The 19,785-nt window shown below is 70.5% G+C and carries 17 protein-coding genes, 1 pseudogene and 1 CRISPR repeat array (1 of these 19 cut by a window edge); of the genes and pseudogenes, 9 read left to right on the top strand and 9 right to left on the bottom strand.

Annotated elements, in window-relative coordinates; translation table 11 throughout:
• Positions 1-378: a CRISPR direct-repeat array (repeat unit 29 nt; unit sequence CTGCTCCCCGCGCCCGCGGGGATGACCCC); it reaches 383 nt to the left of the window's first position.
• An 844-nt stretch (positions 379-1,222) separates the two neighbouring features.
• The 6 genes and pseudogenes from ACFYW3_RS06935 (at position 1,223) to ACFYW3_RS06910 (ending at position 5,680) form a co-directional block, all read left to right on the top strand.
• Positions 1,223-2,137 carry a hypothetical protein gene (locus ACFYW3_RS06935; RefSeq protein WP_389385751.1) on the top strand — a complete coding sequence of 305 codons (915 nt, stop codon included), beginning with the start codon at positions 1,223-1,225 and terminating at the stop codon, positions 2,135-2,137.
• A gap of 1,178 nt (positions 2,138-3,315) precedes the next feature.
• Positions 3,316-3,630: pseudogene (locus tag ACFYW3_RS06930) on the top strand (HNH endonuclease); the annotation flags it as partial.
• 3 nt (positions 3,631-3,633) lie between these two features.
• A complete protein-coding gene (locus tag ACFYW3_RS06925) occupies positions 3,634-3,966 on the top strand; it encodes a hypothetical protein (protein WP_389385991.1) in 333 nt (110 codons plus the stop codon).
• Between the two features lie 303 nt (positions 3,967-4,269).
• The gene (locus tag ACFYW3_RS06920; RefSeq protein ID WP_389385750.1) at positions 4,270-4,689 is read left to right on the top strand and encodes a hypothetical protein; all 420 of its coding nucleotides are present in this window, start codon (positions 4,270-4,272) and stop codon (positions 4,687-4,689) included.
• 91 nt (positions 4,690-4,780) lie between these two features.
• The gene (locus ACFYW3_RS06915; RefSeq protein ID WP_351751558.1) at positions 4,781-5,440 is read left to right on the top strand and encodes a hypothetical protein; all 660 of its coding nucleotides are present in this window, start codon (positions 4,781-4,783) and stop codon (positions 5,438-5,440) included.
• A 15-nt stretch (positions 5,441-5,455) separates the two neighbouring features.
• Complete coding sequence (locus tag ACFYW3_RS06910) at positions 5,456-5,680, top strand: DUF2277 domain-containing protein (RefSeq protein WP_053677899.1); 225 nt, start codon at positions 5,456-5,458, stop codon at positions 5,678-5,680.
• 84 nt (positions 5,681-5,764) lie between these two features.
• On the opposite strand, the gene ACFYW3_RS06905 is transcribed toward ACFYW3_RS06910, so the two are convergent.
• From ACFYW3_RS06905 to ACFYW3_RS06880, 6 genes are all read right to left on the bottom strand, one after another.
• Positions 5,765-6,256 carry a hypothetical protein gene (locus tag ACFYW3_RS06905; RefSeq protein WP_389385749.1) on the bottom strand — a complete coding sequence of 164 codons (492 nt, stop codon included), beginning with the start codon at positions 6,254-6,256 and terminating at the stop codon, positions 5,765-5,767.
• 386 nt (positions 6,257-6,642) lie between these two features.
• Positions 6,643-7,275 (bottom strand): VTT domain-containing protein, encoded by a 633-nt coding sequence (locus ACFYW3_RS06900; protein WP_351751556.1) that lies wholly within the window; start codon positions 7,273-7,275, stop codon positions 6,643-6,645.
• Between the two features lie 218 nt (positions 7,276-7,493).
• On the bottom strand, positions 7,494-9,161 hold the full coding sequence (locus ACFYW3_RS06895) for an alkaline phosphatase D family protein (protein WP_351751554.1): 1,668 nt from the start codon (positions 9,159-9,161) through the stop codon (positions 7,494-7,496).
• A gap of 187 nt (positions 9,162-9,348) precedes the next feature.
• On the bottom strand, positions 9,349-9,993 hold the full coding sequence (locus tag ACFYW3_RS06890) for an HNH endonuclease family protein (RefSeq protein WP_389385971.1): 645 nt from the start codon (positions 9,991-9,993) through the stop codon (positions 9,349-9,351).
• 757 nt (positions 9,994-10,750) lie between these two features.
• Positions 10,751-11,437: an HAD-IA family hydrolase gene (locus ACFYW3_RS06885; protein WP_389385748.1), complete on the bottom strand. Its 687-nt coding sequence runs from the start codon at positions 11,435-11,437 to the stop codon at positions 10,751-10,753.
• A gap of 511 nt (positions 11,438-11,948) precedes the next feature.
• A complete protein-coding gene (locus ACFYW3_RS06880; protein ID WP_389385747.1) occupies positions 11,949-12,620 on the bottom strand; it encodes a peptidoglycan-binding protein in 672 nt (223 codons plus the stop codon).
• Positions 12,621-13,316: 696 nt separating this feature from the next.
• On the opposite strand from ACFYW3_RS06880, the gene ACFYW3_RS06875 reads away from it, so the two are divergent.
• Positions 13,317-15,395, top strand: coding sequence for an MFS transporter (locus ACFYW3_RS06875; RefSeq protein WP_351751551.1), 2,079 nt, complete (start codon positions 13,317-13,319; stop codon positions 15,393-15,395).
• Positions 15,396-15,415: 20 nt separating this feature from the next.
• Here ACFYW3_RS06875 and ACFYW3_RS06870 read toward each other — a convergent pair whose 3' ends face one another.
• Positions 15,416-15,928 (bottom strand): GNAT family N-acetyltransferase, encoded by a 513-nt coding sequence (locus tag ACFYW3_RS06870; protein ID WP_351751550.1) that lies wholly within the window; start codon positions 15,926-15,928, stop codon positions 15,416-15,418.
• Between the two features lie 107 nt (positions 15,929-16,035).
• Here ACFYW3_RS06870 and ACFYW3_RS06865 point away from each other — a divergent pair, with 107 nt between their 5' ends.
• Positions 16,036-16,452, top strand: a complete 417-nt coding sequence (locus ACFYW3_RS06865) for a nuclear transport factor 2 family protein (RefSeq protein WP_351751548.1) — start codon at positions 16,036-16,038, stop codon at positions 16,450-16,452.
• Between the two features lie 100 nt (positions 16,453-16,552).
• On the opposite strand, the gene ACFYW3_RS06860 is transcribed toward ACFYW3_RS06865, so the two are convergent.
• Entirely contained in the window at positions 16,553-16,897 is a 345-nt protein-coding gene (locus ACFYW3_RS06860; RefSeq protein WP_389385746.1) for an antibiotic biosynthesis monooxygenase family protein, read from the bottom strand.
• Positions 16,898-17,015: 118 nt separating this feature from the next.
• Here ACFYW3_RS06860 and ACFYW3_RS06855 point away from each other — a divergent pair, with 118 nt between their 5' ends.
• Positions 17,016-19,058 (top strand): bifunctional glycosyltransferase 87/phosphatase PAP2 family protein, encoded by a 2,043-nt coding sequence (locus ACFYW3_RS06855; protein ID WP_389385745.1) that lies wholly within the window; start codon positions 17,016-17,018, stop codon positions 19,056-19,058.
• Between the two features lie 324 nt (positions 19,059-19,382).
• On the opposite strand, the gene ACFYW3_RS06850 is transcribed toward ACFYW3_RS06855, so the two are convergent.
• Positions 19,383-19,748: a DUF6193 family natural product biosynthesis protein gene (locus ACFYW3_RS06850; protein WP_053679035.1), complete on the bottom strand. Its 366-nt coding sequence runs from the start codon at positions 19,746-19,748 to the stop codon at positions 19,383-19,385.
• Positions 19,749-19,785: the final 37 nt, after the last annotated feature.

Below are 19,785 nucleotides of genomic sequence, written 5' to 3'. Positions count from 1 at the left end.
GGGGATGACCCCGTGGCGCGCTCCACTTCACGCGGCCAGCGACCCTGCTCCCCGCGCCCGCGGGGATGACCCCTGACGGTGAGCCGCATCGGCGGGGGCGCCGAGCTGCTCCCCGCGCCCGCGGGGATGACCCCGTGGTCGGGCCGAAGCGGAGCCGCCAGATTCGCTGCTCCCCGCGCCCGCGGGGATGACCCCGAGGTCGTGGACCTGATCGGGATCCGCACCTACTGCTCCCCGCGCCCGCGGGGATGACCCCAGGTCCGCTAATCGGTTAGCGGATCACCAACGCTGCTCCCCGCACCCGCGCGGATGAACCTCCGGCCGCGCTTTTCAACGCCCAGGTCCGCGGCTGCTCCCCGCAACTCCAGGAACGGCAATGCGGGCCCGCCGTGACAGATCCGTTGTCCTGTGTCTTTGTCCAGTGCTCGGACGGCCGCCTGGGTTCACCGCCGTGCAAGCGCGGTGTCCGGGCTTCTGCGCGGACGGCCGCGAACCCCGGTGAACGGCCACGCGGACAGTTGGAGAGCATGTTGGGGGCAACCCAGGCCTGGTGACGGGCATGCCCCATGATCATGGCTCTGGCCAACCTCTGGCCAGCATGACTGCCGCCAAACGGGCGCGAGAGTCAAAAGCCCAGGTGGGGGCAAGGGGGAGTTGCGCCACATGATCGGTCTTGAAAACCGTCATGGCGCGATCCACCGCGGGCCCAGCTTGCACCCCCATCGCAGCGGAATGGCCCCTGATCAGGATCCAGGATCAGGGGCCGTTCCGTTCCGCCGCGCCTGGGGTCGACCGGCGCTCCCGGTCCCTCCCCGCCACATCCCAGCCGGGCAGTCGGAACCGAGACGTCTTGATCCGCCAGGTACGGGATGCAGAAGCGACCGACCCGGACGGTCGGCCGTGGCCCCGCTCAGGCAGGGGATGGTGCGGCGATCGCCCTTCGCCAGCGCCACAGCTGACCACCGCCCCGCACTGTCAGCGAGAGCAGCGGGTGCACAGCTGCACCGTTCGAGTTGGGCAGTCGCGGCATCCGGCGTGCGTCCCGGTATGTGGTCGAGGGCAGACGGAGCGGGAGTGGCAGCCACACGAGTGGACGCCGCGCCCCTCGCCGCCTTTCCCTGAGTCGTCCAGATGCCCGAGCGTTCGCCGTCCAGCGAAACCCCTCGCGCTGTCAGTGGCAAAGGCTAGGCTCCTGTGCCTGATCGTGAGCAGGGGGACGTTGATGAGCACAGCTACATCTGGGGACGACGGCGCGCGACACTTCCCACCACCGTACGCGCCGGGGCCGGACTGGCAGGCGCTTGCCGATGCCACGGCCGCTGAACGGCGGCGGCGGAAGACACTGGCAACTGTAGGCATCGCTGTCGCTGGCGCCACTGTGGCGATCGTCGGGGCAATCAAAGGCGCACAGGGTAAGCCGGTCGAACCCCTAAACCTTATGCCGGCCGTGTGGGTATCAACGGCCCTTCTCGCCATCTTGGTTGGGGCCACCGTTTTTCACCTAATCACTCGTCGCCAGTACATGGCGAACCAGAACAAGGGCTTCACGGCCAAGCTGCAGGCTCAGGAGGAGTACCACCAGCAGGCTCTGGAGAAGCTCCGCAAGACGACTGAGTTGGCCACGCTGATGGAGCTAAACCAGGGCCAGATCGGCGAGTACCACCGCATCGTCACTGATCAGGCCGACAAGGCGTTCAGGTCGTCCCGTACGGCGATGGGGGTGGGGCTGTTCCTTCTCGTGTGCGCGGCGGTCGGCGGCGTGTACGTCCCCCTCGAAGAGATCCGCTGGTTCATCGCAGCCCTCGCGGCGTTCAGCACCATGCTGGCGGGCTACCTCAGTAAGACGTACATGATTCTCTATCGCGAGTCCATCAGCCAGCTCAATCGCTACTTCGATCAACCGGTGCTGAACAGCTACTACCTGACGGCTGAAAGGCTAACCCAAAGCCTTGACCGTGAGCACGTGGTGGAGATTCGGCGGCAGATCATCAGTGAAGTGCTGGCGACCAGCTCGCGCCTTGGCGCAAAGGGCACAAACACGGCGCCGGCAGCCGTCAGCCCGAAGCCCAAGAAGCAGGCAGCCAAGAAGCGGGTTCCTCGGCAGGGAACTTCTTCCCAGAATGGCCAAACGGCCTGATTTCCTCCTGCCTGAAGTGACGAACAACCTTGCTGCCGTCCAGCGCCCTCATGCCTGCTACCGCGATTCCGCCGGTTCCTCACCACTCACGTTGTCGAATGCCAGCGGAAACACACCACCCGCCCTTCGGGAGAAGGCTGGGAGAAAATCTTGCCCGGACCGCCCTCGGGAACCAACAGTTGCCGATGCTCTGACCAGCAATTTTGTGGCGGCAGCCACGTGGTCGAGCACTGCTGACCTCGTTCGGGACGAAGAGGTCGTGGGTTCAAATCCTGCCCCCGACTTCGTCAGACCAGGTAAGTGGCTTGATCCGCATCGCGGGCCAGGCCCTTCCTGCAATTCTGTAGGCGGGCTCTCCGGAGTCGACCGTGCGGTCGGCCACGTAGTGCGTGCCGCGCCTGACGGCAGTCGCTGACGGCAACGTGGGCGTACATCAACGGGTCGGTGCCCACTGAGCAAGCCCTCCGGAGTAGTGGGCGCTGACTGGTTGCCTGGCCCCCTTCGTGGCGGGACGAGCTTACAAAGCAGATGTCGGCGGTTCGAAACCGTCCGCGCCCACCAGCGAAAAGACCCCCCGCCGATCACGGCGGGGGGTCTTTTGCATCCACATCTGACATCAACGGGAGCGGTCAGAGGCAGCCGGTCCGCCGCCTCGACAGACAGCCCACGTGCCCGATGGCCTCGAAGCGGGCCCGACGTGCGCAGCCAAGCCGGCCGCCAACTCCGCACGGCGTGACACGGCGAAGCCGTGGTACTCGTCGAACGAGCGATGTACGGCAGCACCACCGATGAGGCGAAGCCGGGGCGGCCCTCGCGAACCTTCACGGTGGAACTTGGTTGTCCCCACACCGCGACTACTACTCCTGGGACTTCGACCCACAGCGGCAGCAGTCGCACTGATCGCTAGGCCAAGTGTGTCAGGGCAAGAGTGCGACTGATTCAGAAGAGATAGAGACAGGCTTACAACCAAGTCCTACGTGCCACAACCGCGCCAGACGGGGCGGGGACTCGCGGGGAACCGCAGACGCTGGAAGGGACCACTGCGGACGGGCGCCGAAGTCAGCATCTTGCAGGTCAGGCACCAACTCGCCACACCTCGCTCCCTAAAACGATGGCGTCAGCGGCCCTGCTCTCCCGGGCACAACACCCACCACCGCTCGACCTGAGCGCCGGCTCCGATGCCACAGGCGGCCGGCACTCTGTCGACAGCAGCCAGAGGGGGCCCTATGTCCGTACCGAGTAAGTGGAAGATTGCGCAGCATTGGGATGAAAGCCCGATAAGGGGTGATTTCGCACCACACCTGTTTCTTGATGAGCCGTGTTGCTTCGCCTGTGGGTGGTTCTCTGAGCGGTGGAAACGGGCCACTCCCCAAGCTTCATGGCAACGCGCCAATCTCGAACGAGCTCACATCGCCCCCAGGAGCCTCGGTGGACCAGACGACGCGAGCAACCTGCTCCTGCTCTGTAAGCCGTGCCATCAAGAATCACCAGACTGGATGGACCCAGAGCAGATGGCTCGCTGGATCGCGACCAGAGATGAGCGCCCCAGTAGGGAACTTGAGACCTTCATGGCTTGGTTTGCCGCCGCCGAGAAGGCTCCGGATTTCAAAGACGCTCTAGCCTCTGTCATCGCAGAAGAGGGTGCAACTGAGCGGATATCCGTGCTCCTCCGGGACCTCCTCGGCCGAGCTGGAACACACTTCGGCATTGGATTCAGCCAAGGTACCCGTGTCGCCGTGCTTCAGGCAGCTGCCGATGAGATCAACAGGCATGTTCAGCAAGTAGGCGGCGAGGCTGCTGAACCTCGATCGGTTGACATTCAAGACTGACATCAACGACTGCGGACAGCAGCGGTTGTGAGCGACCTCGCTTAGCCACACCGTCCACACAGACCCACAGCCAAGCTGAGCCTTGATCGAACGTACAAGGCAGATGTCGGCGGTTCGGACCGTTCGCGCTCGCAAGGGCAAAGGCCCTCCGCCGATCGTGGTTGGGGGTCTTTCGCATGCCGCGTCGACGTCACCACATGATCCGCGCGGGTAGTCGGCTCCGAGTGTGGGTCCGGGTGTCGAGTTCGTTCCCGCGCGGCGACGCCGACTGCTTGGGAGCCTTCCAGGAAGGCGATGTGCATCATGCTCAAGAGCACGGCCCGATCCGCCCGCGCCTCGTCCAGCGAATGGCGAGAACGCCTTCGGGTCCCCGGCGACCGCGACCATGTCGCCCATCCGGCTGTGCAGGATGCCGGCGGCCTTCGCGAACTCGGCGTACGCCTCGCGCCGCTGCTGGTACCTGTGCTCGACTTGCGTATGACGAAGCTGGGCCACCTGCATCTCTCGATTCAGGCGGGCCCGTGTCCGTGCGGCGACCGTGGTGAACTCGTCGTCGCGCCGGCCACGACGGCCGAGCCGGCAGCGATCACAGCCGTCCACAAGGCGTCCATGGCGCCGAGGGTATGCGCGGCATCATGTGCGCCGCTCGGTGGTTGCTTCGACCGGTTTGAGAGCGGGCCCAAGGCGCATGCATCGCGCCGGACTTGGGTCGTTCGTGATTGAGGTCCATGTGTTCGGGCCTTGATCGCGGGCGCTGTGGGAAGGGCGGGTTCGCCGTCTTGGCGGGGGGCTGGGGGCGTGGGATGGTCTGGGGATGGGGGAGTGGGTTGTCGCGGGGGTCGCGGTGTTGGTCGCCGGCGCGGTGTACGTCGTGGTGGAGCGGGCCGCGGGTGTGGCGTTCGAGCGGCGGCGGGACGCGGAGCGGGCGCGGTTGCTCGCGCGGACGCGGGGGGAGGCGGCGGTTGAGCCGGAGGCGCGTGATCCCAAGTACGGGGACACCGGGTACGGGGACACCGGGCGGCTCGCTCCGAGGACGGTCGGGGCCGCGCAAGCGGGCGATCGGCACGACGAGTTCACCCCCCTTCTCGTCGAGTACTACGCCTACGGGCTGACGCAGGCGCGGAGCAGCTTCGTGACCAGCCAGCGGTTCGCCGGCGTGGGGGCGACCATCCTGCTGCTGGGGGTGGCGCTGGCCGTGTGGAAGGCGGAGAGCAGCGGGGATCTGTACCTCGGAGTGGTGACCAGTTCGGTCGGGCTGGTCGTCACCCTCATGGGGCAGTTGTTCCACCGGCGGGCCGACATCGCGCTCCGGCACATGGCCGACCAGACCGCCTCGCTGCGGGACGACAGGCGGGCCGCCGAGTCGATGGCCCGGGCCGTCGAGCTGCTGGAGGAGGTCGCCGACCCCGAGCTGAGGGGGCGGCTGCAGGCCGGGTTGATCATGAAGCTTTCCGGGGCCGAGCTGCCCCGGTAGCGGGATAGTGGAGACATGTGCCGTTCCATTAAGACCCTGCGCCCGCCCGTCCTTCCCGAGAAGGCCACCGAGGAGGAGATCCGCGCGGCCGCGCTTCAGTACGTGCGCAAGGTGTCCGGCTTCCGGGCGCCCGCCGCACACAACCAGGAGGTGTTCGCCGCAGCCGTCGACGCCGTCGCCGACGCGACCCGGGACCTGCTGGACGGGCTCCAGGTCAGGGGAGCCCACGCCGCTTCCTGAGCAGGGTGGCCCGGCGCGGGCCGGCCCGCGCCGGGAGTGGGGCGGGTCCCCGCGGCGGGCGGGGCCTGCGGCCGCTCCCTCCGGTCAGGCCATCCGCTCCGTACGGCGGCGGATCACCCACGCGCCGGCGCCGAGGGCGCCCGCGACGAGTACCCCGCCCAGGGCGACCTGGCCCGGGCTCATCGTGTCGATGCTGCCGCCCAGGCCGCCGCGGGCGGCGCCCGTGGCCACGTTCAGGGTGACGGTGACCCGCTCGCCGCTGCCTCCGCACTCGTAGGTGACGGGGTGCGATCCGATGCGGGCGTTGCGGTAGACGGTGGCGCTGCCGAACAGGTTGGTGGCCTCCAGATTGCCCGGCGTCAACTGGACATCGGGGAACGCGGGGGAGGTGGCCCTGCCGGTCTTGGTGCCGCAGCCCTGGACGTTCAGGCTGACCCGACCGCCGGGAGCGACCGTGTTCGGGGACAGAGTGGCGGTGGGGCGGGCGTAGGCCAGGGTGACGGGTGTGACGGCGGCGACGACGAGCGTCGCGGCCGCGCCTCTCATCAGGTGGTGCCGGATGCGGGTGGCGGGCATGGAGAGAACTCCTCGGGCTCCTCGAAACGGCGCGGCCAGGGCACGGGTGTGACGCGGATTCGGTCGCGCACCGTGCTGTGGACGCTAGAAGCCCCGACCGGCGGCGGCGATCCCTGCCGGGTGAACGGGTGACGCACCACCCCCAGCCGGGCTAGGCCGTCTCTTTCGGATCTTGCCTGACCCGCGCCGCCCGGCACCGCACCTCGCCGCATTGTCGAGGCACCCGAGGACGTCCAGTACTCGGGAGCCTCTCCGCCTTGCGATGCACGGCACCGGACGACGCGGGCCTGACCGGCAAGATCCGAAAGAGACGGCCCAGCGGGCCACCGTACGGGCGACCCGTACCCACGGATGCCCCGGGTGCACGGGCGCCCGCCGGGCGGGGCTCAGGTCGCCGCGGCGGGGCCCGGTCCCGGGCGGCGCAGCAGGAACGCCGCCAGCGAACCCGCCGCGAACAGCGCGATCAACGACACCGCGGTACCCAGCCACGTCGTACCGAGCCACTGCGTACCGAAGTAGCCCAACGCCACGCTGTACCCCGCCCAGGTCATGCCCGCCAGGACCGACCAGGGCAGGAACTCCTTGACCTCGCGCTGAGTCTTGCCCGCACCCAACGAGACCACCGACCGGCCCGCCGGGGCGAACCTGGCGATCACCACCAGGGCCCCGCCACCACGCGCCAACGCCACGCCCAGCCGCTCGTGGGCACGGGTCAGTCGACGGGAACGGGCGATGGCCCGGTCCAACCGGGCACCCCCGCGCCGCGCCAACCGGAACGCGGCCATGTCGCCCAGCACCGAAGCCGACGTCGCGATCACCAGCAGCGCCATGATGTCCGGCACCTGATCGGGAACCGGCGTCGGCGAACCCGCGGCTCCCGCGGCGGCTGCGGCGGCCGCCGCAGTGATCACCAACACCCCGCTCGGCAACACAGGCAGGAACACGTCGAGCACCACGGACACCGCCACCACGGCGTAAATCCAGGGGCTTGTGGTCAGCGACCCCAGAGTCTCGAGCAAGTGGTACTCCCCAGTCCGAAGCGCCGCGTCGTCGCGGGGAGCGGCAGGGGCGGCTTGACAGCCAGACAGCGTACGCCCGGGAGTAACCTCCCGGATCCCCGGGGTGACGATACGACGACTCCCCGGTGTACGTGTCCCCGGTGTACGTGGCTATGGCTTGTGGCTTCATCCGGATGCGCGCGGTCGCGTTCAACTCGGACGCGTACGTCGCGTTCAGCTCATCGCGGTTCGGTGAGCTCGCGATCCAACACGGTCGTCAGCCGGGCCTTCGATCCGCGCCCCCACCCCGTCCGCGCCTGGTCCAGTCGGAGCCGGGCCGTGCGACCCGCCAGCTCCAGCGTCATCAGCTGATTCCCGAACCAGGGACCGCCCGTACGCCGCCAACTCAGCGGCGGCCGGCCCGTCCGCCCGTGCCGGGAGAAACCGCGCCCCAACCACCGCCCCACCCGCGACCAACCCAGCCGGAAACCCCACTTCACGGCCGTGTGGATGGAGTTGTGTACGGGCGAGCACGTCAACTGGAACACCCGCGCCGTACTCGGTATTCGGGGCTCGGCCACATACGCGTGATGCACGTCGCCTGACAGCACGCACACCGTCGCCGGTGCCCGCGGGCCCGTCCCCACCTCCTCGATCAGATCGCTCAACGCCACGAAGGACTCGGGGAACGCCGCCCAGTGCTCCAGATCGCTGCGCCGCCGCAGATCCTCCCCGATCCGTGCCCACCGGGGCCCCCGCTCCCCGCGGCACAGGGCGGCGTTCCACACTTCCGCGTCATGGATCAACGGGGGCATCAGCCACGGCAGCGAGGAGCCGATCAGCAGGTGGTCGTAGCCACCGTGCCCGTCCAGGGCGTTGTCCCGAAGCCACTCCTGCTCGGCGGGGTCGAGCATCGCCCGCCGGTCCTCGGCCAGCACCCGCGCGGCCCGCGTGTCCACCATCAGCAACCGCGAGCGGCCGAAGTCCCGCCGGTAGCTCCAGCGGGCCGAGCCCGGATCGGCGTCGGCCACGGCGGCGAAGGCACGCAGGGCGTCCGTCCCGTCGGGGGTGGCCCGTACCGCCTCGTACAGCGGGTCGGCCTCCAACTCGGCAGGGGAGAGGTTGCCGAGGTGCTGATGCACCCAGTACGACATCAATCCGCTCAGCACCCGCTCCGACCACCAGGGCGTCGCCCGCATCTCCGCCAACCAGGCCGCGCTGGTGTTCCAGTCGTCGATGACATCGTGGTCGTCGAAGACATGCAGGCTCGACACCGTCGACAGCAACCAGCGGATCTCCGGGTCCAGCCAGGACTCGTAGTACAGCCGGGTGTACTCCTCGTAGTTCGCGACCTGCGCGCCCGGCGCCTCGCGCAGGTCCCGGCGGGCCGCCAGCCACTGCTTGGTCGCCCGCGAGAGGTGGTCGGCGTACACCTGGTCGCCGAGCAGCAGCAGGACGTCCGGTCTGATCGCTTCCGGGTCGGCCGCCAGCCGCGCCGCGAGGGTGTCCAGCGCGTCCGCGCCGTGCGGCCCGCGTCGGTCGGCGGGCGGCGCGGCCTGGCGACACGATCCGAACGTCACCCGAAGCCCGGGAGCCGGCCGGCCGGGCCCCGCGACGGCGGGCGCGGTGATGGTGCTGGGCGGGAAACCGCTGTCGGGCAGCGGCCACACCCGGGCCCCGGCGAGCCGGACCTCGTACTCGGTGGTCGTGCCCGGGGTCAGGCCGGTGACCGGGACCAACGCATAGTGGTGGCCCTCGATCTGGAAGGTGTGCGCACGGCCGCCCGCCCCGTCCGCGCACAGCACCTCGGCCGTGCACGGGCGGTCCGCCTCGACCCATATGGTCGCGGCGCCGCCCGTGTCCCAGTCGACGTAACGCAGCAGCGGCCCCAGACGCAGTCCGGCCATGAGACTCCCCCTCCTTCATGTCCCCTTCGATCACGGTAAGGGGTGGAGGGGGAGCCTGGCCTCCCCCTGGCGGGGGAGAAAGATCGCGCTACGTCAGGGGGAGGTGGGGCAGGTCGCGTCGGTGGTCGATCGGCTGCGGTCAGCAGCCGTCAGCAGCCGTCAGCAGCCGTCAGCAGCGGTCCAGCGGTCAGCAGCCGTTGAGGACGTTCGACAGGGCGGTCTTCTCGCCGGTGTCCATCTTCAGGCCCCAGTACTGCTTCACCTGGACCCACATCCGGGCGTACGTACAGCGGTAGGCGGTGCGCGACGGCAGCCATTTGCCGGGGTCCTGGTCGCCCTTGGCCTGGTTGACGTTGTCGGTGACCGCGATGAGCTGCGGGCGGGTGAGGTCGTTGGCGAACTGCTGGCGCTTGGCCGTGGTCCAGGAGGAGGCGCCCGAACGCCAGGCCTCGGCGAGCGGGACCATGTGGTCGATGTCGATGTCGGTCGCCGCGGTCCAGGTGGCGCCGTCGTACTCGGAGTACCAACTGCCGCTGACGGCGGCGCAGGCGGAGTCCTGCACGACGTTCACCCCGTCGCGCTTCAGGACCGTCTCGCGGGTGTTGCAGGTACCGGAGACGGTGCTCCAGTGCGGGAACTGGTCACGGCTGTAGCCGCTGAGGGAACCTTCCGCCGCAGGTGTGACCGTGGCCAGGTACGAGCGCGCGGCCGCGGCGCTGATCGGGGTGGGCGGGGAGGCCTGGGCGGTCGGGGCGCTGACGAGGGTGGTCAGGGCGGCGAGCGCGGAGGCTGACGCGAGTACGCCGATTCGACGCGCGTAGACGGAGGGTATGAGGGCCATGAGGGGCTCCCTGGATGCGGGGGGTGGTGGCCGTGCGACCCCGGTGGGGCGCGGCCATGGTTGCGGCGCCGGATGTCGCTCGGGTGGGCGCCAGGTGACAGGTTGCCGACATGGGCACGTCACATCAAGTCGTCCAACGGTCCCCAGATGTGCGGAAGTTGTGATTCCGGGCCATGAGGTGGGGGCGATCCGGGGTCAACGTCGCAAACCGGACGCGCGCGAACTCGCCGACCGCGTCGGGCGGTGTGGTGTGGGGCGGTGCCGGCCGGGGGCTTCCGGGTGCTTCCGGGTGTGGGCCCCGGCGCCGGGGCGGGTGCGCGGTCGGGCGTATGCGCTCAGGAGTGTGGTCCGGCGTGCGGTCCGGAATCTGCTCGGGAGTGCGGTCCGGCGCTTCGGGCCGGGCGGCGGGTCGGGCGTCGCGCCAGGTCGGCAGGGCCGGGCGGCGGGCCGGGTCGGCAGGGCGGGGCGGGGTGGCTGAACGGCGGGGCGGGGTGTGAAGGGGGTGCCCGACCCGGACGTTGCCGGTGGCGTGGGTGTGCGGCCTGCCGGGAGGTGTCCGGGGAGCCGATACCGGTGAGTGGGAGGGGCGGGCGGGGCGTATGCGCACGGGCAAGGTGGCGGGTCTGTCGACTCCTTGCGGGTGCTGCGGGTGCTGCGGGTGCTGCGGGTGCCGTGGGTGTCGTGGGTGCATGTGAAAAGGCGCGTGGCCGGGCGGTCAACCGGGCCACGCGCCTTTTCGGCCTGTGGGTCAGACGGCGGGTGTGAGCGTGAGGTGGATGGTCCCGTCCGGGGTGCTGTGGACGCGGATCGACGTCAGGTCGGGCACGTGGGCCGCGGGGCCGTGCGCAATGGCCCTGGGGCCTATGCCGAGGACCCGCATCCCGGCGGCCTGACCTGCGGCGATACCTGCGGCGGAGTCTTCGAGGACGATGCAGTCGGCCGGATCCACACCCAACTCGGCGGCGCCCTTGAGGAACCCTTCGGGGTCGGGCTTGCTGGCCGCGACCGACTCGGCCGTCACCCGTACGTCGGGCATGGGCAGCGCCGCGGCCGTCATCCGGGCCCGGGCCAGCGCGGCGTCGGCGGAGGTCACCAGTGCGTGCGGGAGGTCGGCGATGGCGGCCATGAACTCGGGCGCGCCGTCGATAGGGACCACGCCGTCGGTGTTGGCGGTCTCGCGGGCGAGCATCTCCACGTTCTCGGCGTGGTTGAGCTCCATCGGCCGCTCGGGGAGAAGGATCGCCATCGTGGCGTAACCCTGACGCCCGTGGACCACCTTGAGGGCCTCGTGCGGGTCGAGCCCGTGGGACACGGCCCAGTCGCGCCAACAGCGTTCGACCACGGCGTCGGAGTTGACGATGGTGCCGTCCATGTCCAGGAGCAGGGCCTTGGCGGTGAGGACGGTCGGGGTCGAGGCGGTGGTGCTGGCCGGCATCGGCGGGCTCCAGACGGGGCGGAGAAAGAAACAAGTGGTTCCGCCCACCGGTCAGGGAGTGAAGGCGGAACCACTTTGTTCCCACACGATACAAAATCTGAGGCGGTCTGTGCCACCGGGTGCCCGGCGGGGAGTCCTTCCGGGGTGGGGGCGTGGTGTGCCGTGTACGGCGCTACTGGTCAACTTGGCTTTTGGCGTGGCGAGTTGAGAATGCGGCTGTCGGCTCGACGGTCGGGGGCGGTGACGAACGGCACACGGCCGAGTCGCCGGCCGGGGCCCGGTGGGTCGCCGGGAGAGGCGTCGGTGGCGGGGCGTACGGGGCGTACGGGGCGTACGGGTGTGTGGGCGAGCGGGCGTGCAGGTGCCCGGCGGGCCGGGTGCCGTTCGCGAAGCGGCTCCGGCTGCGCCGGGATCTTCGGGGCTCCGCCCCGTACCCCGCGCCTCAAACGCGGGCGAGGCTGGATCACCGGACCGGTCGGCGAGGCTGGAATGGACCGGGGTGAGCGACCGCCTAGCCCTCCAGGGCGCGGCGGGTGGCGGGGCCGTAGACGCCCCAGGGGTCACCTTGGATGTCGTTGTACCACTGGAACTCCGACACGGCGTTCTCCACCGACCTGCCGTACCTGCCGTCCATCCTGCCGCGGTACAAACCTTGCCCCGACAGGAGTTGCTGGAGCCTCTTCACCTCTGATCCGGAGTCTCCGTACGCCAGGGTCGGCCCCTGTACCGGGGGCGGTGGGGGCGACTGGGGCTTGGGGGTCCGGCTCGGCTTCGACGGAGAGGGCGAGGTGGGCGGGGCGGTGGAACGGGACGGGCTCGGCGTGGGGGAGGGTGACGCCGAACGCGATGCGCTCGCGCTCGGCGACGCGGAACGGGACGCGGACGGTGACGGCGAGGCCGACCGGCTTGCTTTCGGGCTGGGCGAGGCCTCCGGCGGACCGGTGGGAGCCAGGCTCGCCACGGGGCCCGACGGTTTCGCGTCCAACAGCGCGGTATCGGTCTTCCCGGGCTCCGAGGATCCCCCCAGCGCCAGTGCGAGCGCCGTACCACCCAGGGCCACCACGGTGCAGGCGCCGGCCAGGAGCAGCACGAGCCGTTTGCGCTTCCTCTGGCCCCCACCCCCACCCCCTCCACCCTCGATTCCCGTTTGGGGACCCTCGCCGAAGGACCCGCCCGGCCTCATGGCATGGCCCCCGCCGTTTCCCATGGCGTGGCCCGCGCCGTATCCCGCGTCCGGGCCCGTGCCGTATCCAGCGCCCGGGCCTGCGCCGTATCCCGCGTCCGGGCCTGCGCCGTATCCAGCGTCCGGGCCTGCGCCGTATCCAGCGTCCGGGCCTGTGCCGTATCCCGCTCCGGGGCCGCCGGTGCGCCGGGGCGGGGTGCCCGGGGTGGTGCCCGCGGGGGGCCCTCCCGGGGTCGGGGCGCCGGTGATCGGCGGGACCGGGCGGAGGGGGACCGTGTGGTCCGACCAGGCCTGTGGCGACCGAGGCGGCACGGGTATGCCGTACGCCGGGGTGTCGTGCGAGGGCGCGGGTGCTGCCGGGGGGACCGGGGGCAGCAGCTCCGTCGGGGCATCGCCGAACGGGCTGCCGGGCGACGGCCGGGTCGGATCGGCCATCGCGCCCAGCACCGGCTGCGGGCTCGCCGAAGCGGAACCCGACTGCCCGGGGTCGGGCAGGGATACGTACGGGCGAATGCGCAGGGGGTTGAAACCCGCCCCCGGCGCGCACTCGCAGCCGACGCCCTTGGCGCCGCAATCTGGACAGCGCTCAGCGCTCACTGGAACCCTCCCTGGCCACTGCCTGCGATTATGCAGACCCGCCGGGCCCGCCCCAACCCTCCCGAGAGGCCATAACCGGACACACCGCTCAGGATGGAGATGTTGATCCGGCCTGAGGAGGAATCGATGGCCCAGGATGTGACCGCGTCGGCCGTGCAGCCCGGCCCCGGCGGTGAGCGCGCCTCACGTGACGTACTCGTTTCCATCGGCGCCCTGCTGCTGGGGCTGCTGATCGCCGCACTCGACCAGACCATCGTCTCCACCGCCCTGCCGACCATCGTCAGTGAGCTCGGCGGCATGGAGCACCTGTCCTGGGTCGTCACCGCCTACATGCTCGCCTCCACCGCCGCCACGCCGCTGTGGGGCAAGCTCGGTGACCAGTACGGGCGCAAGAGGCTGTTCCAGTACGCGATCGTGATCTTCCTGGTCGGGTCCGCCTTGTGCGGGATCGCCCAGGACATGGCGCAGCTCATCGGTTTCCGAGCCCTCCAGGGTCTGGGCGGCGGCGGGCTGATGGTGTTGTCCATGGCGATCGTCGGGGACATCGTCCCGCCCCGTGAGCGCGGCAAGTACCAGGGTCTCTTCGGCGCCGTCTTCGGCGCGACCAGCGTCCTCGGACCGCTGCTCGGCGGCCTGTTCGTGGACCAGCTGACCTGGCGCTGGGTGTTCTACATCAACATCCCCATCGGTCTTGTCGCGCTCGCCGTCATCGCCGCCGCCCTCCACATTCCGGTGCGCTCCACGAAGCACACCATCGACTACCTCGGTACCTTCCTCATCGCCTCCGTCGCCACCTGTCTCGTCCTCGTCGCCTCCCTCGGCGGTACCACCTGGGCCTGGGGTTCGGCCCAGATCATCGGTCTGGCCGTTCTCGGCGCCGTCCTGCTGGTCGCCTTCGTCCTGGTCGAGCGGCGGGCCGCCGAGCCGGTCCTGCCGCTGAAGCTGTTCGCGATCCGTACCTTCACCCTCTGCTCGGTGATCAGCTTCGTCATCGGCTTCGCGATGTTCGGCGCGATGGTCTATCTGCCGACCTTCCTCCAGGTCGTCCGGGGCGTCTCGCCGACGATGTCCGGTGTCCACATGTTGCCGATGGTGTTCGGTCTGTTGATCGCCTCCACCGTCTCCGGGCAGATCGTCAGCCGCACCGGGCGCTGGAAGGTCTTCCCGATCGCCGGCACGGGTGTGACCGCGATCGGACTGCTGCTCCTGCACCAGTTGCAGCGCACCAGCTCCGACTGGGAGATGGGGATCTACTTCTTCGTCTTCGGAACCGGACTCGGCCTGGTCATGCAGGTCCTCGTCCTCGTGGTGCAGAACGCGGTCAGCTACGAGGACCTCGGAGTCGCCACCTCCGGCGCCACCTTCTTCCGCTCCATCGGAGCCTCCTTCGGCGTCGCCATCTTCGGCACGATCTTCACCAACCGGCTCGACGACCAGCTCTCCTCCGCGCTGGCCGGTGCGCAGCTCCCGGCCGGTGTGACCGTCGCGGGGCTGGAGGCCGACCCGCGGGCCATCAGCGCGCTCCCCGCCGACCTGCGCACACGGGCGCTCGACGCCTACTCCACCTCCATCACCGACGTCTTCCTCTATGCCGTGCCCATGGTGCTCGTCGCCTTCGTGGTGGCCTGGTTCCTCAAGGAGGACAAGCTCCGCGCATCCGTCACCGCACCCGATGTGACCGAGACCCTCGCCTCCAATCCCGTCCAGCGGTCCTCACACGAGGAGGTCGCCCGCGCCCTGTCCGTGCTCGGGACGCGCGAGGGCCGTCGGCACGTCTACGAGAAGATCACCGCGAAGGCGGGGTACGACCTGCTGCCCGCGTCCAGTTGGATGCTGCTGCGGATCAAGAAGTACGGGTCCACGGACCCGTCGGTGCTCGCCGACCGCACCGGCGTGCCGATCAAGGTGATCACGGACGCGGCCCGGCAGGTCGAGGGGCGCGGACTCGCGGTACGCGACGGGCTGTCCCTGATCCTGACCGACCCGGGCCGAGAGAGCGCCGCCCGGCTGGCCGCCGCCCGGCAGGAATCCCTCGCCGAACTGCTCGGCGACTGGTGGGGGCCGGACCGGCCGACCGACCTGATCAAGCTGGTCGAGGAACTCAACGCGGAACTGTGCGGATCCGACTCCGAGGAGCCCTACGACACCCTGCCCCGCCGGGACCACGCCGCCCCCTGACCCCGCTCGAACACCGCCCCCTACGTCAGGGGCTTCTCGAACCAGTGCTCCGCGTAGGGGCCGGAGTTGTACGCGGGTATCTCCGCGTATCCGTGCCGTGCGTACAGAGCCCGGGCCTCCACCAGGTCGGACCGGGTGTCCAGCCGTACGCGCTCGGCGCCCAGCGCGCGGCCCGCGTCCTCCAGGGCGGTGAGCAGCGCCGCTCCGCCTCCGGTGCCGCGGGCGCGCCGGTCGACGTACACCCGTGTCAGCTCGGCGGTGACGGGGTCCAGCAGACGAATGCCGCCGCACGCCAAGGCGCGGCCGTCGAGTCTGCCGACGACGAACCGGCCCGTGGGTGGCAGGAGGTCGTCGGCGGGGAAGTCGAGCATGCCCTGGTCGATCTCCGCCTCGGTGACGGAGCGCTTCCAGTACCGCCCGGCGACCTCCGCGTAGTACGCGCGGCGCAGAGCCGTTCCGTCGGGAGTGGTGAATGGTTCCGGGGCGACCTTCCAGGTGCCCGTGCCGGTGATGACGTCGTTGTCGCTGTTCATGGCGTCATTGTGCGAGAGGGGAGGGGAGGTCCGCGTTGGAATATCCACAGGGGTGGGCCGATGATAGTGAAAAGGACAAACCGTGCACATGGAGGGCGTGAACCGTCATGTCGGAGCATCCTGACTGTGCCCTGATCCGCCGCGGCTACGAGGCCTTCGGCAAGGGCGACCTGGAGGCGTTGGGCGCGATGATGACGGCCGACGTCATCCACCACATGCCCGGCAACAACCCGCTGTCGGGGCACCACAAGGGGCGGGAAGCCGTCATGGGCCTCTACCGCCGCCTCGCGGAGGAGACGAACGGGACGCTCCGGCTCCACCTGGAGTCGGTCATGGCGGACGGCCGCGGCCACGTCATGAGCTTCCACACCGCGCGCGGCGACCGGGGCGACCGGGGGATCGAGATCCGGGAGGGGCTGTTCTTCACGATCGTCGGGCACAAGATCACCGACATCGACGGCTGCACCGAGGACATCGACGAGGCCGACGCGTTCTGGTCCGCCCGACCCGACCTGCCGGCCTGATCCGATACGACCTGCTCGGGCCCGACCCGACAGGCGGGAACACCACCCGAACGGCGGGAAGGCCCGGGGCCTCGGCCCCGGGCCTTCCCGCCGTCCTCGTTCACGCCTGCTTCGGCGCCGCCTGCTGGACGACCTCGAACGACCACACCGAGGACCCGGAGGCCGCCGGCTTCGGCCGCTCCCCGCCACCCGCGCCGCCGCCACCCGCGCCGCCGCCCTGGTGGGCCGCCTTCATCGGGCCGTCCATCCACGCCTGGAAGTCCTCCTCGGAACGCCACCGCGTGTAGACGAGGTACTGGTCGGTGCCCTCCACGGGGCGCAGCAACTCGAACCATTCGAAGCCGTCCGAACCCTCCACGGCCCCCGCCCGCGAGGCGAAGCGCTGCTCCAGCACCTCTCGCTGCTCGGCCGGCACGGTCAGTGCGTTGATCTTCACGATGCTCATGAACGCCATCCTAGGGATCCGCGAGGGATATCGTCCTTCGGGTAATCAAGTGGTGCGTGAGGCGCGGCAGCCGGGTGGAGTCGAGGTTGCGGCCGACAGGGCGGGAGGCCTGCGAGGCGTGGCTGACGCGGCAGAGCACAGCGGTGGCAACGGGCGTGTCGGGGTCATAGGCGATCGCGGCAGACCGGGAGCGCTGCATCTCCTGCTGTGGGCGCTCGCGGGCGCGCTCGCGGTGAGACAGGCCGTCGCCGTGTTGCGGGTGCCGCCGGCGCGATGGCTCGACGGCTTCCACCTCCCGGACGGTCTGCCGGGCTCGCTCTACGCGAGCGGATCCGGCCAGTTCACCGGTACCCCTTTCGCGGGACTGGTCCTGAAGCCGCTGGCCGGTCTCGCGGCGCCCTCCCTGGAAGTGGCCTGGACCTGCGCCACCCTGCTGTTCGTCGCCGCGATCGGGCTGGTCGCCGCGCGCGGCCTGCCCGATCCGGTGCCCCGGCGTGCCGCGTTGCCGGCCGCTCCCGTGCTGGTCGCCCTGATGATGGTCTCGTTGCCCGTCCGCGAGGCCGCGTCGCCGGGTCAGACCGCCGTCCTGCCCGTGCTGTTGGTGCTGCTCGCCGTCTTCCGGGTGCCCGGCGAACGCCCCGCCGGGTTCCTCGTCGGTCTCGCGGCCGCCCTGCAGCCCGGACTGCTGCTGTTCGCGCCGCTGTTGTGGCTGACCGGGCGCCGCCCCACCGCCAAGGCCGCCGCCGTGACGTTCGCGGGCGCGACCGCCCTGTCCTGGGCCTCGCTGCCGCGCGACTCGTGGACGTACTGGGTCGAGCACCTCGCCGGCACCGGCCTCGGGCGCGCCCCCGACGGCCTCGCCAACCAGTCCGTGCACGGCGCGCTGCTCCGCCTGGGCCTGAGCGGGCCCGCCGAGATCGCCCTGTACGCGGCGCTCGCGGGCGTGATCCTGTGGATCGGGCTGCGCCGCGCGGTCCGTTACGCCCGCGACGGCCAACTGCTGCTCGCCGTCGCGATCACCGGCTGTGTGGCCGTCGCCGTGTCCCCGGAGGGCTGGCGCCACCAACTGCTGTGGGTGCTGCTCGCCGTCGCCGGCAGGGTGGGCAGGCGGGCCGCCGACCGGACCGTCTGGCCGGTCGCCGTCGTGCTCGCCGTGGTCCTGCCCAGTACCGTGCTGCTGCCGAACCTGGGCGTGCTGGCCGTCGTACGGGACAACGTGCTGCTGCTGACCGCCCTCGCGGCGGCGTGCGCGGTGCCGTTCCTGTCGCGTTCCTCGCCGTACTGGCGCGATCCCGTGCCCACCGCGTACGGCCGGCCCGCCGCCGCGCGCTGGTCCCGGGTGCCGCTGCTGCCGTTCTGGCGGCGCGTGCTGTCCCGCCCGAACCTGCTGCTGGAACTGCTGTTGACACGGGTCTGCTACTCGATCTACTCGCACATCCGGGCCGCCGCCACCGCCGGCCGCGACCTCGCGGAGGCCAACGGCAGCCGGATCCACGGGATCGAGAAGGCGCTCGGCATCGACATCGAGCACGCCGTCAACCACGCCGTGGTGAAGACGCCCTGGCTGGAGGCGTTCTTCGACTTCTACTACACCTCCTTCCACTTCGTCGTCCCCATGGGGATCCTGGTGGTCCTGTACTGGCGCCGCCCCGCCGACTACCGCTGGGCGCGTGCCTCGCTGGGGCTGGCCACGGTCCTCGCGCTCCTCGGCTTCTGGCTGTACCCGCTCGCGCCGCCGCGCCTGATGCCCGACCTCGGGTTCATCGACACCGTGCACGGGGTGCAGGACCTCGCGAACCCGCAGTACGGGGCGATGACCGCGATCTCCAACCAGTACGCGGCCATGCCCTCGTTGCACTTCGGCTGGTCGCTGTGGTGCGGGATCGTGGTCGTCGTACTCGCCCCGAAGGGTTGGCAGAAGCTGCTGGGCGCCCTGCATCCGCTGTTCACGGTGTGCGCGATCGTGGCCACCGCGAACCACTGGGTGCTCGACGCGGTCGGCGGAGCGCTCGTCGTCGGCGCCGGGTTCGGGCTGGTGCACGTACTCTCCGGGCCGCGCGGCGAGCGGGCCGGAGCCGAGGCCGGGTTGACGCTGCCGCGGCCCCGGACCCCCGAGCAGGAGGGCAGTGCCCACCCGGCAGGGGAGCGCACCACCGCCTGACGGTCGGTCCGGCGGAGGGCGCTGGAGTGCGGAGGCGCGGGGACCCGTCCGGGGCGGTCGGGCGGGGCGCGGGGACGCCGGCCGGGGCGGCCGGGGCGGTCCGGCGGCCGATCGCGGCGATGCGCGGCCGAAGGGGTGCCGGAGCGGTCTCGACACCGCTCCGGCACCCCTTCGGTGGATCGCCGCGTTCGTCCAGGATCCGCCCGGCACGGTGGTCCCGCCACTCGGGGCCCCCGGCAGGATCCGGAAGAGCCCGCTCGGGCCGTCTCTTTCGGATCGCACCGGACGCCGCTGCCCTGGCCGGCACGATCCGGTGGAGCCCGCTTAGTCCGGCGGGAGTTGGGCCACCACGAGGGCGATGGCCGCTTCGGCGGTGTCCGTCTCGCCGATCACGTTCGTCATGCGGGGGCCGCGTACCCGGAACCGGCCGTCGGCCAGCGGCTCGACCGCGGGCACGCCCACGTTGAACGGGGGGCTCGTGCGGGAGCTGAACCACAGGGTCCAATGACTGGTGAACGGGTACAGCCGTCTGAGTCGGGGTTCCTTGGAGGCAGCTTCTATCAGCGCCAGGACGCCCTGGCCCATGGTCTTGGAGTCGGCGCGGTCGAGCACCAACTGCCACGTCAAGGGCATCCGCTGCCAGCGTGCTTCCACGGCGTCGGCGGGCCCGCGTTCGTCCTGAAGGTTCATCCGCGCAGTGTGCCGCGCCACCGGCTCCGGGACAACG

Source organism: Streptomyces sp. NPDC002602 (assembly GCF_042889445.1).
GTDB lineage: Bacteria > Actinomycetota > Actinomycetes > Streptomycetales > Streptomycetaceae > Streptomyces.
This window is presented reverse-complemented; position numbering and strand designations above follow the sequence as displayed.